Annotated in this window: 12 protein-coding genes; 7 read left to right on the forward strand and 5 right to left on the reverse strand. The window is 74.6% G+C overall.

The window, feature by feature from the left end:
- The first annotated feature begins 65 nt into the window (after positions 1–65).
- Complete coding sequence (locus ACVWW9_RS09725; RefSeq protein ID WP_456515322.1) at positions 66–2747, forward strand: FtsK/SpoIIIE domain-containing protein; 2682 nt, start codon at positions 66–68, stop codon at positions 2745–2747.
- Here ACVWW9_RS09725 and ald read toward each other — a convergent pair.
- Both ald and ACVWW9_RS09735 read right to left on the reverse strand, forming a co-directional pair.
- The gene (ald, locus tag ACVWW9_RS09730; protein ID WP_354255339.1) at positions 2714–3826 is read right to left on the reverse strand and encodes an alanine dehydrogenase; all 1113 of its coding nucleotides are present in this window, start codon (positions 3824–3826) and stop codon (positions 2714–2716) included. The two genes, ACVWW9_RS09725 and ald, sit on opposite strands and share 34 nt — an antisense overlap.
- Positions 3826–5157, reverse strand: a complete 1332-nt coding sequence (locus ACVWW9_RS09735) for an aminotransferase class III-fold pyridoxal phosphate-dependent enzyme (protein ID WP_456515323.1) — start codon at positions 5155–5157, stop codon at positions 3826–3828. Before ACVWW9_RS09735 ends, ald begins: the two co-directional genes overlap by 1 nt.
- A 57-nt stretch (positions 5158–5214) precedes the next feature.
- Between ACVWW9_RS09735 and ACVWW9_RS09740 the strand changes: the two genes are divergently transcribed.
- Together ACVWW9_RS09740 and dxr are read left to right on the forward strand one after the other, a co-directional pair.
- The gene (locus tag ACVWW9_RS09740) at positions 5215–5700 is read left to right on the forward strand and encodes an OsmC family protein (RefSeq protein WP_456515324.1); all 486 of its coding nucleotides are present in this window, start codon (positions 5215–5217) and stop codon (positions 5698–5700) included.
- Entirely contained in the window at positions 5700–6782 is a 1083-nt protein-coding gene (gene dxr, locus ACVWW9_RS09745; RefSeq protein WP_456515325.1) for a 1-deoxy-D-xylulose-5-phosphate reductoisomerase, read from the forward strand. Before ACVWW9_RS09740 ends, dxr begins: the two co-directional genes overlap by 1 nt.
- A 2-nt stretch (positions 6783–6784) precedes the next feature.
- On the opposite strand, the gene ACVWW9_RS09750 is transcribed toward dxr, so the two are convergent.
- A complete protein-coding gene (locus ACVWW9_RS09750; RefSeq protein ID WP_456515326.1) occupies positions 6785–7396 on the reverse strand; it encodes a peptidase M23 in 612 nt (203 codons plus the stop codon).
- Between the two features lie 46 nt (positions 7397–7442).
- Here ACVWW9_RS09750 and ACVWW9_RS09755 point away from each other — a divergent pair, with 46 nt between their 5' ends.
- Entirely contained in the window at positions 7443–8771 is a 1329-nt protein-coding gene (locus ACVWW9_RS09755; protein WP_456515327.1) for a M50 family metallopeptidase, read from the forward strand.
- Between the two features lie 5 nt (positions 8772–8776).
- Here ACVWW9_RS09755 and ACVWW9_RS09760 read toward each other — a convergent pair whose 3' ends face one another.
- Together ACVWW9_RS09760 and ACVWW9_RS09765 are read right to left on the reverse strand one after the other, a co-directional pair.
- Positions 8777–9601 (reverse strand): class I SAM-dependent methyltransferase, encoded by an 825-nt coding sequence (locus ACVWW9_RS09760; RefSeq protein WP_456515328.1) that lies wholly within the window; start codon positions 9599–9601, stop codon positions 8777–8779.
- A gap of 118 nt (positions 9602–9719) precedes the next feature.
- Positions 9720–10688, reverse strand: a complete 969-nt coding sequence (locus ACVWW9_RS09765; RefSeq protein WP_456515329.1) for an RNase H family protein — start codon at positions 10686–10688, stop codon at positions 9720–9722.
- An 88-nt stretch (positions 10689–10776) separates the two neighbouring features.
- Between ACVWW9_RS09765 and ispG the strand changes: the two genes are divergently transcribed.
- Genes ispG through ACVWW9_RS09780 form a run of 3 tightly spaced genes read left to right on the forward strand, consistent with a single transcriptional unit; the run spans position 10777 to position 14247 of the window.
- Positions 10777–11919: a flavodoxin-dependent (E)-4-hydroxy-3-methylbut-2-enyl-diphosphate synthase gene (gene ispG / locus ACVWW9_RS09770; protein ID WP_123697476.1), complete on the forward strand. Its 1143-nt coding sequence runs from the start codon at positions 10777–10779 to the stop codon at positions 11917–11919.
- A gap of 7 nt (positions 11920–11926) precedes the next feature.
- The gene (locus ACVWW9_RS09775) at positions 11927–13201 is read left to right on the forward strand and encodes an MFS transporter (RefSeq protein ID WP_456515330.1); all 1275 of its coding nucleotides are present in this window, start codon (positions 11927–11929) and stop codon (positions 13199–13201) included.
- Between the two features lie 23 nt (positions 13202–13224).
- Complete coding sequence (locus tag ACVWW9_RS09780; protein WP_456515419.1) at positions 13225–14247, forward strand: AAA family ATPase; 1023 nt, start codon at positions 13225–13227, stop codon at positions 14245–14247.
- The last annotated feature ends 7 nt before the right edge of the window (positions 14248–14254 follow it).

The raw sequence follows: 14254 nt of genomic DNA on the forward strand, positions 1-14254 counted from the left end.
GCCGCTCTCCACAGGGTCGGGACGGCCGACGACGGCCCGCCCTCCGCGGCGGCCATCCTGCCGGCATGGAGACGCGCATCGCCCTGCCGCGGGCACCGTCGGAGCCCGAGCCCGCGTCGTTCCCGCTGCTCGCGAGCCTCGCCCCGGTGCTCGGCGCCGGCGCGCTCTGGCTGCTGCTGCAGACGCCGACGGTGCTCGTGCTCGCGCTCCTCGGCCCCGTGATCGCGCTCGCGAGCCTCGGCGACGGGCGACGTGTGCGGCGCCGGCGTCGGCGGCGCGAGGAGGAGCGCTGGCGCGCGGAGCTCGCCGCGGTCGCCGACCGGGTCGATGCCGCGCTCGACGAGCGGCGTGCGGCGCTCGCCCGCGCGCATCCGGGACCTCGCGCGCTCGCGGCCCGGCCCGCGCACGATCCGCACCGCTGGCGGGCGGTGGCGGGCGATGCCGGCCTCCCGATCGTGCTCGGCATCGGCGCGCTGCCCTCGGGCGTCGCCGTCGACGGCGCGGTGCCCGCGAGCGACCGGCTCGTGCGCAGCATCGGCGCCGCGGCCGAAGCCGAGCGGCTGCGCTCCGCCGCCGCCACGCTGCTCGGGCCGGTGCTCGTCGATGCGAGCGATGGGCTCGGGCTGGTCGGGCCCGCGCCCATCGCCCTGGCCGTCGCTCGAGCCGCGGTCGTGCAGCTGCTCGAGACCGTGCCGCCGGATGCCGCTGCGCTTATCGCGCCGGACGACCCGGCGTGGGACTGGCTCGCGGCGGCGCCGCACCAGCTCCACCGCGAGCCGGGCGCGACCGTGCGGCTCGTGGGCGAGGGGTTCGAGGCGACGGTGGCGATCGCACCGGTAGCGTCGGCACTGCCGCGCGAGTGCCGCGTCGTGGTGTACGTCGCGCTCGACCGCGCGCGGCTGCGTCCGTCGGATTCCGGCGACCGCACGTGCGCTCCGGTGGCGCTCGCCGAGCGGGAGGCGGCGGCCGCGGTCGCGCTGCTCGCGCGTGCCGCGGCGCACGCGGGCATCCGTGGTGCGGGCGGGACCGGGCGCGTCGAGCTCGAGGCGCTGCCGGTCGCGACCGGCGGGCTCGCCGCGATCTTCCTCGCCGACGACGCGCCGATCGAGCTCGACCTCGTGCGCGACGGCCCGCACGCCGTCGTCGGCGGCACGACCGGCTCGGGCAAGAGCGAGCTGCTGCTCGCCTGGGTCGCCGCCATGGCGACGGGCAGGTCGACCGCCGAAGTCGCGTTCCTGCTCGTCGACTTCAAGGGCGGCGCCTCGTTCGCGCCGATCGCGGCGCTCGCGCACTGCGTCGGCGTCATGACCGACCTCGACGAGGCGGGCGCGAGGCGCGCGATCGAGAGCCTGCGGGCCGAGCTCCGGCGGCGAGAGCGGATGCTCGCGGCCCAGGGGGCGCGTGCGGTCGACGAGGCGGCGGGGCTCGGGCGGCTCGTGATCGTCGTCGACGAGTTCGCGGCGATGCTGCAGGAGCTGCCCGACCTGCACCGGCTGTTCGTCGACCTCGCCGCGCGCGGTCGCTCGCTCGGCGTGCACCTCGTGCTGTGCACGCAGCGGCCCGCCGAGGCCGTGCGCGACGCGCTGCTCGCGAACTGCGGCATCCGGATCTCGCTGCGGGTGACCGAGCCGCACGACGCGCTCGCGATCACCGGCACCGCCGAGGCGGCCGCGATCCCGCTCGAGGCGCGCGGACGATGCGTCGTCCGCGTGAGCGGCGGCGCGACGTGCACGGCGCAGGGGGCCATCGCCTCCCCGGCGCACCTCGCGCGGCTCGTCGCCGCTGCTGCCGGGCAGCCGCGCCCGCCGCGGCCGTGGTGCGAGCCGCTGCCCGAGCGGCTCCCGCTCGCGGCCGTACCGGGTGACGGCATCCGCCTCGGGCTCGTCGACCTGCCGGCCGAGCAGCGCGTCGCCCCTGCCCGGTGGCGGCCCGCGACCGACGGGCCGCTGCTCGCGATCGGCGGCGCGGCGAGCGGCAGGACGGGGCTCGCCGACCTGCTCGCGACGCAGCTCGGCTGCCCGGTCGTCGACCGCGAAGATGCGCTCTGGGACGCGCTGTGGGAGCCGCAGACGGAGCGCGCGGGCGCCGCGCCGCTCGTCGTCGACGACCTCGACCTGCAGCTCGCCCGGCTGGCGGAGGAGCAGCAGGCGATCGTCGTGCAGCTGCTCGCGCGCAGGATGCGCGAGGGGGCGCCGGTCGCGCTCACCGCGCGGCGCGCCTCGAGCGCGATGGGGCAGCTCGCGCCGCTCGCCGAGCTGCGCATCCTGCTGCGGATCGCCAGCCGCCAGGAGCACCTCGTGGCGGGCGGCGCCGGCGCGCTGCACGACGGCACGCTGCCACCCGGGGCGGGCTGGCTGCGCGACGAGCGCATCCAGCTCGCGATCGCGGAGGAGCGGGCGCCGCGCCGGGCGCCGCGCTCGGTGCCGATGCCGACCGGCCGCGCTGCGATCGTGCTCGGGCCGGCCGCGGCGATGCCCGCGGTCGCCCGCGAGGCGGCGCGGCCCGGCCAGCCCGGCGACGTCGTCGCGGGCACCGTCGCCGAGTGGGAGGCGGCGTGGGGCGAGCTCGACCGGCTGCGGGCAGACCGGCCGGTCGTCGTGCTCGGCGTCGACGAGCGGGCGCTCCGGCAGGTGCTGCGCAACGCGCCGCCGGCGCCGCCGATGCGCGCAGCACCCGCGTGGGTGCTCGCCGACGGGCGCCTCGAGCGGCTGCGCTACCCGAGCAGCGAGGCGACCGGCACGGCCTGAGCGCCGAGCGACGAGGCGACGCCCGGGTGGACGACCTGCCCGCCGCTCGTGTTGAGGCCCTGTGCGAGACCAGCATCCGCCCGCAGCGCCTCGCGCCAGCCGAGGTCGGCGATCCGCGTGGTCGCCGCGAGCGTCGCATTCGTGAGCGCCGACGTCGAGGTGCGCGGCACCGCGCCCGGCAGGTTCGCGACGCACGCGAAGACCGAGCCGTGCACGCGGAACGTCGGCTCGCGGTGCGTCGTCGGCCGCGAGTCGGCGAAGCAGCCGCCCTGGTCGATCGCGATGTCGACGAGCACCGAGCCGGGGCGCATGCCCTCGACCATCGCGCTCGTGACGAGCTTGGGCGCCTTCGCCCCGGGGATGAGCACCGAGCCGATCACGAGGTCGGCGTCGGCGACCGACTCGGCCACGGTGACGAGGTTGGAGTGCAGCGTCTGCACCCGTCCGCCGTAGACGACGTCGAACTGGCGCAGCCGCGGCAGCGAGACGTCGAGCACGGTGACGCGCGAGCCGAGGCCGACCGCCATCTCGACGGCCGCGGTGCCTGCGACGCCGCCGCCCAGCACGACGGTGTGACCCGCGCGCGTGCCCGGCACGCCGCCGAGCAGCAACCCGGCGCCGCCCGCCGGCGCGGTGAGGAGCGACGCGCCCTGCGTGACCGAGAGCCGGCCGGCGACCTCGCTCATCGGCGCGAGCAGCGGCAGCGACCCGTCGGGCGCGCGCACCGTCTCGTAGGCGATCGCCGTCGTGCCGCGCTCGAGCAGCGCCTGCGCGAGCTCCGGGGACGCCGCGAGGTGCAGGTAGGTGAAGAGGGTCAGGTCGTCGCGCAGGAAGCCGAGCTCCGCGGGCGTCGGCTCCTTGACCTTCACGACGAGCTCCGAGGCCCACGCCTCGGCGGCCGTCGCGACGGTGCGCGCGCCGGCCGCGACGTAGGCCTCGTCCGGGATCCCGCTGCCGAGGCCCGCGCCGGCCTCGACGACGACCTCGTGGCCACGGGCGACGAGCTCCGCCGCACCGGCGGGCGTCAGCGCGACGCGCGCCTCGTCGGCCTTGGTCTCGCGCGGGACCCCGACGAGCATCACACGGACTTCGTCGAGGCGATCGCGCGGCCGATGACGTCGACGGCCTCGCGCAGCTGGTCGTCGGTGATCTTCAGGCTCGGCAGGAAGCGCAGCACGTTGTAGTCGGTGCCGGCCGTGAGCACGAGCACGCCGTCGAGGCCCGCCGCCTGCGAGATCGGCGCGGTCGGGATGGGCGCGCCCGACTCGGGGTCGATGAACTCGATCGCGAGCATCGCGCCGCGACCGCGCACCTCGATGATCTCGGGGTGCTGCTCGGCGAGGCCGTCGAGCAGCGGGCGCAGGACGCGCTCGATGCGCTGCGCCTCGGCGTTGAGGTCGTTCGCCTCGATCTGCTCGAAGACCGCGACCGCAGCGGCGCACGCGACCGGGTTGCCGCCGAACGTGCCGCCGATGCCGCCGACGTGCACGGAGTCCATGATCTCGGCGCGGCCGGTGACGCCGGCGAGCGGCAGGCCGCCCGCGATGCCCTTCGCCGAGAGCACCATGTCGGGCACCCAGCCCAGCTGCTCTGAGGCGAACGTCGTGCCGGTGCGGCAGATGCCGGACTGCACCTCGTCGGCGATCATGACGACGCCGTTCGCGGTGCACCACTCCTGCATCGCCGGCAGGTAGCCGTCGGCGGGCACGATGAAGCCGCCCTCGCCCTGGATGGGCTCGATGACGAGGCACGCGAGGTCGGAGACGCCGACGTGCTTCTCGAGGTAGTACTGGGTGCGCTCGGCGGCCTCGACGCCGTCGAGCTGGTCCTGCAGCGGGTAGGAGCCCGGCGCGTGGAAGATGTCGGACGCGAGCGGGCCCATGCCGGTCGCGTACGGGGCCGGCTTGTAGTTCATGGTCATCGTCAGGTTCGTGCGGCCGTGGTAGCCGTGCTCGACGACGGCGACCGCGCGGCGGCCGGTGAACTTGCGGGCGACCTTGACGCCGTTCTCGACGGCCTCCGAGCCGGAGTTGACGAAGAACGTCTTCTTGTCGTGGTCGCCGGGGGTGTGCGCGGCGAGGTACTCGGCGACGCGCACGTACGGCTCGTAGGGCGTGGTCCCGAACAGCGAGTGCGTGAGCTTGCCGACCTGCTCGCGCACGGCGGCGACGACGGCGTCGTTCGTGTGGCCGACGGTGGTCACGCCGATGCCGCAGCCGAGGTCGATGAAGCGGTTGCCGTCGACGTCGGTGATGATCGCGTCGTGCGCGGACTCGATGAAGACGGGCAGCTGGTGGGGGATGCCCTGCGGCACCGCCTTGGCCTTGCGCTCGAGCAGCGCGCGGCTCTTCGGGCCGGGGATCTCGGTGACGACGGAGCGGGACGGCGCGGAGATGGCGATGTCGGTCATGCGCTCGATCCTACGCCGGGCAGCGAGCCGGGAGCGTGCGACGCCTACGCTGATGCCATGCCGATGCAGCACGCCTACGCCGTCGAGGTCGAGTGGACCGGGGCCGGCGACGAGGGCACGAGCACGTACCGCTCCTACGCTCGCGACCACGTCGTCCGCGTCGACGGGCTCCCCGACATCCTCGGCTCCGCCGACAGGACCTTCCGCGGCGATCGCGGGCGCCACAACCCCGAGCAGCTGCTGCTCGCCGCGCTCGCGCAGTGCCACATGCTCTCGTACCTGCACCAGGCGGCGAGCCGCGGCATCGTCGTCACCGCCTACCGCGACGCCGCGACCGGCACGATGGTGACCGAGGGCTCCGGCGGCCGCTTCACCGAGGCGGTGCTGCACCCCGTCGTGACGATCACCGACGCCGCGCGGGCGGCGGATGCGCTCGACGCGCACGGGCAGGCCGGCCGCGACTGCTTCATCGCTTCGTCCGTCGCCTTCCCGGTGCTGCACGAGCCCACCATCGTCGTCGCGGGCGAGCAGGGGGAGCGCTGATGCGCCGCCGCGTCATCATCCTCGGCTCGACCGGGTCGATCGGCACGCAGACGCTCGACGTCATCCGCGCCAACCAGGACCGCTTCGAGGTCGTCGGGCTCGTCGCCGGCAGCGACCGGGCGGGGCTCGAGGCGCAGCAGGCGGCCTTCGGCGGCGAGGCGGCCCTCGGCGCCGACGCGGCCGTGACGATGATCGAGTCGGTCGACTGCGACGTCGTGGTCAACGGCATCACCGGCTCGGTCGGGCTCGCGCCCACGCTCGCCGCGCTCGACGCGGGCAGGACGCTCGCGCTCGCGAACAAGGAGTCGCTCATCGCCGGCGGCGACCTCGTCATGCGGCGGGCGGCGCCCGGCCAGATCGTGCCGGTCGACTCGGAGCACTCGGCCATCGCCCAGTGCCTGCGCGCGGGCGACCACGGGGAGGTGCGTCGCCTCGTGCTGACGGCATCCGGGGGGCCGTTCCGCGGCTGGTCCCGCGAGCGGATGGCCGACGTCGACCCCGCGGAGGCGCTCGCCCACCCCACGTGGGACATGGGGCCGATGGTGACGACGAACTCCGCGACGCTCGTGAACAAGGGACTCGAGGTGATCGAGGCGCACCTGCTGTTCGACGTCCCGCTCGCGCAGATCGACGTCACGGTGCACCCGCAGTCGATCGTGCACTCGATGGTCGAGTTCGCCGACGGCTCGACGATCGCGCAGGCCTCGCCGCCCGACATGCGGCTGCCGATCTCGCTCGGCCTCGACTGGCCGCACCGGGTGCCCGGCGTCGGGGCGCCGCTCGACTGGACGACCGCCTCGAGCTGGACGTTCGAGCCGCTCGACGAGACCGCCTTCCCCGCGGTGGCGCTCGCGAAGCGGGTCGGGCAGCTCGGCTCCACCTACCCGGCCGTCTTCAACGCCGCGAACGAGCAGGCGGTGCACGCCTTCCACGCCGGCGAGATCGGCTTCCTCGACATCATCCCCGCGATCGAGCGGGTGCTCGAGCAGCACGAGCCCGGCGAGCTGACGCTCGAGCTCGTCCTGCAGGCGGAGCGCTGGGCGCGCCGCGTCGCCGACGACGTCTGCGGCGTCGGCCGGTAGCCCTAGGCCCGCTCGACGACCACCACGACGCCCGCCCGGTCGATCGCCGCGACCACCTCGGCCGCGTCGTCCCACCAGCGGGCGTAGTGGTTCGGATCGCGGTTGATCTGCACCGCGTGCGCGACGAGCGTCGGCTCCATCGCGTCGCGCCCGCCGACCTCCGCGAGCGCTCGGTAGAAGAGCACGGCCGAGCCGTAGGCGTCCATGCGCACCTCGTAGGGCCCCCACGGGTCGCGCTGCTGGAACAGGCCGCGCGAGTCGGGGCCGGCGTCGTCGCCGCGGTCGAGCACCCGCAGGCTCGACTCGCCCATCGCGGTCATCACCGCGACCTGCACGTCGCGCTCGGTCATGCCGAGGTCGCGGCCGGCGCGCATGACGATCGCCGCGTGCTCGAGCTGCTCGCCGCTCCACGACCCGACGGGCCCGGGCACGCCGCCCTCGACGGTCGCCGTCTGCCGGACCGGGTCGGCGTCCGGCCGGGTCATGATCCAGGCGAGCAGCAGCACGAGCGCGAGGCCGACCACGCCGAGCACGATGCCGCGGCCGTCGGATGCCTGCTTGGGGATGCGCTCGGCGACCGCCCTCGCGCGGGTCGATGCTGGGGCGCCTGCCATGCGCCACAGCGTAGGGACATCGGCTATGCGGCTAGCCTGAGCGGCGATGGAACCCGTGCTGCTCTACATCGTCGGCGTGCTCGTCGTCGTCATCGGCCTCGCCGTATCGATCGGCCTGCACGAGCTGGGCCACCTGTGGCCCGCGAAGGCGTTCGGCGTGCGCGTGGGCCAGTGGATGATCGGCTTCGGCCCGACCCTCCTCTCGTTCCGCAAGGGCGAGACGGAGTACGGCGTCAAGGCCATCCCGCTCGGCGGCTACATCTCGATGTCGGGCATGTTCCCGCCGCTGCGGCCGGGCGGGGAGTCGCGCGACGCCTCGACCGGGTTCCTCGACACGCTCGTGCAGGACGCGCGCGACTCGAGCGCCGAGACGATCCACGAGGGCGAGGAGCACCGGGCCTTCTGGCGGCTCGCGACCTGGAAGCGCATCGTCATCATGCTCGGCGGGCCGACCATGAACCTGCTGCTCGCGACCGTGCTCTACGCGCTCGTGCTGTGCGGGTTCGGCATCGCCGTGCCGTCGACGACCGTCTCGGCGGTCTCGGAGTGCGTGATCTCGGCGACCGAGGAGCGCACCGAGTGCGCGCCCGGCGATCCCGAGGCGCCCGGCGCGGCCGCCGGCATGCTGCCAGGCGACACGATCGTGCGCATCGACGGGCAGCCCGTCGCCGGCTGGGCCGACGTGCAGGCCGCGATCCGCGACCGCGCCGGCGTCGCGACGTCGTTCGACATCGAGCGCGACGGCCGCGAGCTCGCCCTCGAGGTCACGCCGCTCGCCACCGAGCGCTACGTCTTCGACGACCGCGGCGAGCGCGTCGAGTCGGGCGGCGCCCCGGTCACCGAGACCATCGGCTTCGTCGGCGTCGGGCCGCTCTACGTCATCGAGCAGCAGCCCGCATCCGCCGTGCTCCCCGCGGTCGGCGACAACGTCGTGCGCGTCGGCGAGCTCATCCTCAACCTGCCGCAGCGACTCGTCGACGTCGCCGAGGCCGCGTTCGGGCCGGGGGAGCGCGACCCGAACGGCCCCATGTCGGTCGTCGGCGTCGGGCGCATGGCGGGCGAGATCGCCGCGCTCGACCAGGTGCCGGTGCTCGAGCGCGTGAGCGCGATGGTGCAGCTGCTGGCGAGCCTCAACGTGGCGCTCTTCGTCTTCAACCTCATCCCGCTCATGCCGCTCGATGGCGGCCACGTGCTGGGCGCCATCGTCGACGCCGTGCGCCGCGGGTGGGCGCGGCTGCGCGGCACGGTCGCGAAGCCGCTCGACACCGCGAAGTGGGTGCCGGTGACGCTCGTCGTCACCGGCGTGCTCGGCGTCATGAGCGCGCTGCTCATCTACGCCGACATCGTCAAGCCGATCAGCGTCTTCGGCGGCTAGGCCTTCTACGCGCTGCGGGTGCCGACCGCGATCAGGTACTCCTTCTCGAACCGGGCGCGGCCGTCCGAGCCGCGATCCCACTCGTCGCAGAACGCGTCGAGGGCGGCGTCGAATTCCTCTGCCCTGCCCTCGCGCTCGGCGTTCGCGCGGGCCGCGATCGTCGGGCCGTAGTTGGCCTTGAAGTGCACGGCGTAGTCGCGCGGCTGCGCGAAGGCGGTGATCTGGAGCGTGTCGCGCTCGAGCGTGTGGAACCGGACCCGGTCGCCGAACAGCTCGGCGAGGTGCGCCTCGCTGCCCCAGAGCGGCGGGGGCTGCGCGCCCGAGGGCGGCGGCGCCGCGAACGGCTTCATCGTGCGGAAGAGCGCACCGAGCATCCCCTCCGGCGTCCAGCTCAGCAGCGCGACGGTGCCGCCGGGCGCGCACACGCGCACGAGCTCGTCGGCCGCTGCCTGGTGGTGCGGGGCGAACATGACGCCGATCGACGACAGCACGACGTCGAACGACGCGTCCGCGAACGGCAGAAGCTCGGCGTCGGCCTCCACCCACGCGAGCTGCAGCCCGGCCTCCTCGGCACGGCGGCGGCCGGCCTCGAGCAGCTCGGGCGTGAGGTCGCTCGCCGTCACCTCGGCGCCGGCGGCGGCCGCGGGGAGCGACGCGTTGCCGGTGCCGGCCGCGACGTCGAGCACGCGCGCGCCGGCCTCGACGCCCGCGGCGGCCACGAGCCGCGGCCCGAGGGGCAGCAGGAACGTCTCGACCATGGTCGGGTAGTCGCCCGAGGCCCACATCGTCCGATGCTTCGCCTTGAGCGCCTGATCATCCGGTTCGGGCACCATCCGCATCCTCCATCCCGTGGCCGCGAGCGGCAGGGGCTGCGGTGCAGCGGGCTCGTGGGCACCGCCCACTGAACTCCGGTCGCCGCGTCGCCACCAGATGCGATCGTGGCAGCGGCTATCCCTGCAGCGGCGTGCCCTGGTGGAACCGCTGGCGCCAGCTCCCGTCGGCGCGCACCCACAGCGAGCTGCGCAGCGCCTCGGTCGCGCCCGTGCCGCGCCAGACGATGAGGAGCGCGTCGGCTGCGACGCGGTGGGCGGCGAGCAGCTCGAGCTCGACCGGCGAGGGGAGCGGGGCGACCTCGGCGAGCAGCTGCTCGCGGCTCCAGCGGCGGCCCGACGCGCCGATCTCCTCCCACTCGGGATGCAGCAGCGCCGCGACGCGCGCGCGGTCGGCGCGCACGTCGTCGCGCAGCAGCTCCCGCTCGAGGCGCACGACGGCCGCCTCGTCGGGGTCGGCGGCGGGCTCGGCGGCCGGGAGGACGTCGTCGGCCCCGAAGCCGTCGAGGTCGTCGAACAGGCCGACGGACGTCGACGGCCGAGCGGGTGCCGGCGTGGGCGCTGCGGGTCCCGGCGCGGGCGTGGCAGCGGCAGGCGGCGCGGGCGCGCGCGTCACGCCGCCGAACCCGGGTCCCGCATCCGGCACCGCGCCGCGCTGGTAGGCGGTCGCGGCGCCGTTCGCGAGCCGGTCGGCCTCCTCGTTGAGCGGATGCCCCGCGTGGCCGCGCACCCACTCGAAGCGCACCACGCCGCCGGCCGCCTTCCGCGCCGTCATGAGGCGGTCGAGCTCCTCGAGCAGCTCGCGGTTCATCACCGGCTTGCCGTCGGCCTTCCGCCAGCCCTTGCGCTTCCAGCCGGGCATCCACTGCGTGATCGACTTGATGACGTACTGGCTGTCGCACAGGATCAGCAGCTCGTCGACGCCCTCGGTCTGCTGCAGCAGGTCGATCACCGCCGAGAGCTCGCCGATGTTGTTCGTGCCCTGCCGCTGGCCGCCGGCCGCCCAGCGGGCATCGTCGATGTACCAGCCCCAGCCGGTGGGCCCGGGATTGCCGAGGGAGGAGCCGTCCGCTGCTGCCGTGATCACGCCTCGATCATCGCAGTCCCGGACCCGGCGACCGGCCCGGCGGTCGGGCGGCGCGGCTCTCAGGGCCAGCGCGCGTAGGCTTGCGACCATGGCAGCCATCAATCTCGGCAAGCCCGAGCCGCTCACGCTCGCGCCCCGTCGCAAGAGCAGGCAGATCAAGGTCGGCAAGGTGCTCGTCGGCGGTGACGCGCCCGTCTCGGTGCAGTCGATGACCACGACGAAGACCACCGACATCAACGCGACGCTCCAGCAGATCGCCGAGCTGACGGCGACCGGCTGCGACATCGTGCGCGTCGCGGTGCCGAGCCAGGACGACGCGGATGTGCTGCACATCATCGCGAAGAAGAGCCAGATCCCGGTCATCGCCGACATCCACTTCCAGCCGAAGTACGTCTACCAGGCGATCGACGCGGGCTGCGCCGCCGTGCGCGTCAACCCGGGCAACATCCGCAAGTTCGACGACCAGGTCGGCGAGATCGCGAAGCGCGCGAAGGCCGCGGGCGTGAGCCTGCGCATCGGCGTCAACGCCGGCTCGCTCGACCCGCGCCTGCTCGAGAAGTACGGCAAGGCGACGCCCGAGGCGCTCGTCGAGTCGGCGGTCTGGGAGGCGAGCCTGTTCGAGGAGCACGACTTCCACGACTTCAAGATCTCGGTCAAGCACAACGACCCGGTCGTCATGGTGAAGACCTACCGGATGCTCGCCGAGCGCGGCGACTGGCCGCTGCACCTCGGCGTCACGGAGGCGGGCCCGGCGTTCCAGGGCACGATCAAGTCGTCGACGGCCTTCGCGATCCTGCTCGCCGAGGGCATCGGCGACACCATCCGCGTCTCGCTCTCGGCCCCGCCCGCCGAGGAGATCAAGGTCGGCCTGCAGATCCTGCAGTCGCTCAACCTCCGCGAGCGCAAGCTCGAGATCGTGTCGTGCCCGTCGTGCGGCCGCGCGCAGGTCGACGTCTACTCGCTCGCCGACGCGGTCACCGAGGGCCTCAAGGACGTGCAGGTGCCGCTGCGCGTCGCCGTCATGGGATGCGTCGTCAACGGTCCGGGCGAGGCCCGCGAGGCCGACCTCGGCGTCGCGTCCGGCAACGGCAAGGGGCAGATCTTCATCAAGGGCGAGGTCGTCAAGACCGTCCCCGAGGCGCTCATCGTGCCGACGCTCATCGAGGAGGCGCGGAAGCTCGCCGCCGAGCAGGGCCTGCCCGCGGGCGAGGCCACCGTCGTCACGGCCTGAGCCTGCCGTGACCGCCGCAGGCGCACCGCACCCGTCGCAGCGCCGCACCCTCGTGGTGCTGTCGGCGGTGCAGGCGCTCGGCGGCGTCGCGAACGGCGTCGCCCTGGGCGTCGGCTCACTGCTCGTCGCGCAGGTGACCGGGCGCGAGGAGCTCGCCGGGCTCGCCGCGACGCTGCTCACGCTCGGCGGCGCCGGGCTCGCGCTGCCGCTCGCGCGACTCGCGCACCGGCGCGGCCGGCGCATCGCCCTCACCGCCGGCGCGCTGCTCGCGCTCGTCGGCACGGTGCTGCTCGCGGTCGGCGGCGCGCTCGGCTCGCCGTGGATCGTGCTGCCCGGCTTCCTGCTGCTCGGCGGCGCGATGGCCGTCAACCTGCAGTCGCGCTTCGCCGCCACCGACCTCTCGCAGCCGTCGCGGCGCGGGCGCGACCTCGCCCTCGTCGTCTGGATGACGACGATCGGCGTGATCGTCGGCCCCAACCTCATCGCGCCGGGCGACGCGCTCGGCACGGCGCTCGGGCTGCCGCACCTCGTCGGCGCCTACGTCATCTCCGGCGCCGCGACCGCGCTCATGGCGGCGGTGCTGTGGCTGCTGCTGCGGCCGGACCCGCTGCTCGAGAGCCGCGCCGACGCGCCCGCCGCGGTCGGCCCGACCGCTCGGCTGCGGCTGCGCGACCACCCGCGCGCGGTCGCGGCCGTCGTCGCGGTCGCCGCCGCCCACGCCACGATGGTCGGCGTGATGGCGCTCACGCCCGTGCACCTCGAGCACGCCGGCCACGCGCTCGCGCTCATCGGCTTCACGATGAGCGCCCACACCGCCGGCATGTACGCGCTCTCGCCGGTCTTCGGCTGGCTGACCGACCGCGTCGGCCCGCGCGCGACGACGCTGCTGGGCGCCGTGATCCTGCTCTCGTCGGTCATCGCGAACCTGCTGCTCGGGCCCGACCTCGCGCCCGTGGGGCTCGCGCTGCTCGGCCTCGGCTGGAGCGCCGCGACGGTCGCCGGGTCGACGATCGTCGCGGGCGCCGTCGTGCCGGCGCTGCGGCCGGCGCTGCAGGGGCGCAGCGACCTCGTGATGGGCCTCGCGGGCGCCGCCGCGGGGGCGGCGGCCGGTCCGCTGCTCGGGCTCGCCGGCTACGGCGGCCTCAACCTCGCGATGCTGCCGGTCATCGCGACGGTCGCGATCGCGGCGGTGCTCGCCACCCGTCGGACGGGCGGCGGCGCCGACGACGACGCTCCGTCCAGCGGCCGTCCAGCGGCTCGCACCGGCCGCCGGGTACCGTGAGCGAGGCGACCGCCGCCGCCACCATGCCAGAAGGAGCGCCCGTGTCGAACGCAGTCCCCGGCCGGGACCCCATCACGCCCGAGGAGCTGGAGCGCGCGAAGCGCATCATCCGCGCGGTCGAGCAGTCGTTCCAGTCGACGGTCGTCGGCCAGCACCAGCTGCTGCGCTCGCTGCTCGTCGCGCTGCTCACGGGCGGCCATGTGCTCATGGAGTCGGTGCCGGGGCTCGCGAAGACCACCGCCGCCGCGACGCTCGCGCGATCGGTGACGGCGTCGTTCCACCGCATCCAGTGCACCCCCGACCTGCTGCCGAGCGACATCGTCGGCACCCAGATCTACGACCAGCACTCGGGCGACTTCCGCACGCAGCTCGGGCCGGTGCACGCCAACTTCGTGCTGCTCGACGAGATCAACCGCTCGAGCGCGAAGACGCAGTCGGCGATGCTCGAGGCGATGCAGGAGCGCCAGACCTCGATCGGCGGGGAGACGCACCGGCTGCCGGAGCCGTTCCTCGTGCTCGCGACGCAGAACCCGATCGAGCAGGAGGGCACCTACACGCTGCCCGAGGCGCAGCTCGACCGCTTCCTGCTGAAGGAGATCCTCACCTACCCGTCGCCGACGGAGGAGGCCGAGATCGTGCGCCGCGCCGAGACGGGCGTCTTCGAGGCACCGGACGAGCCGGTCGCGTCGCTCGACGACGTGCGCTTCCTGCAGGCGCTCGTGAAGCGGGTCTACGTCGACCAGGCGATCACGAACTACGTCGTACAGCTCATGTACGTGACGCGGCACGCGAAGGACTACATCGGCGCGCAGCTCGCCGGCTACATCGAGTACGGCGCGAGCCCGCGCGGCTCGCTGTCGTTCGCGCAGGCGTCGCGCGCGCTCGCGCTCGTGCAGGGCCGCGACTGGGTGATCCCGGAGGACGTCAAGGACCTGCGGCACGCCATCCTGCGGCACCGCCTCATCCTCGGCTACGAGGCGGAGGCCGACGGCGTGACGAGCGAGGAGATCATCGACGCGATCTTCGCCGCTGTGCGGACCCCGTAGGACCCGT

It is taken from the genome of Agrococcus sp. UYP33 (assembly GCF_054060915.1).

Bases quoted from the DNA above. Each gene is read 5' to 3' on its own strand.
- ACVWW9_RS09750 (WP_456515326.1), bottom strand. From the start codon at position 7,396: ATGGCAGGCGCCCCAGCATCGACCCGCGCGAGGGCGGTCGCCGAGCGC.
- ACVWW9_RS09755 (WP_456515327.1), top strand. From the start codon at position 7,443: ATGGAACCCGTGCTGCTCTACATCGTCGGCGTGCTCGTCGTCGTCATC.
- dxr (WP_456515325.1), top strand. From the start codon at position 5,700: ATGCGCCGCCGCGTCATCATCCTCGGCTCGACCGGGTCGATCGGCACG.
- ACVWW9_RS09780 (WP_456515419.1), top strand. From the start codon at position 13,225: ATGCCAGAAGGAGCGCCCGTGTCGAACGCAGTCCCCGGCCGGGACCCC.
- ACVWW9_RS09740 (WP_456515324.1), top strand. From the start codon at position 5,215: ATGCCGATGCAGCACGCCTACGCCGTCGAGGTCGAGTGGACCGGGGCC.
- ACVWW9_RS09725 (WP_456515322.1), top strand. From the start codon at position 66: ATGGAGACGCGCATCGCCCTGCCGCGGGCACCGTCGGAGCCCGAGCCC.
- ald (WP_354255339.1), bottom strand. From the start codon at position 3,826: ATGCTCGTCGGGGTCCCGCGCGAGACCAAGGCCGACGAGGCGCGCGTC.
- ispG (WP_123697476.1), top strand. From the start codon at position 10,777: ATGGCAGCCATCAATCTCGGCAAGCCCGAGCCGCTCACGCTCGCGCCC.
- ACVWW9_RS09735 (WP_456515323.1), bottom strand. From the start codon at position 5,157: ATGACCGACATCGCCATCTCCGCGCCGTCCCGCTCCGTCGTCACCGAG.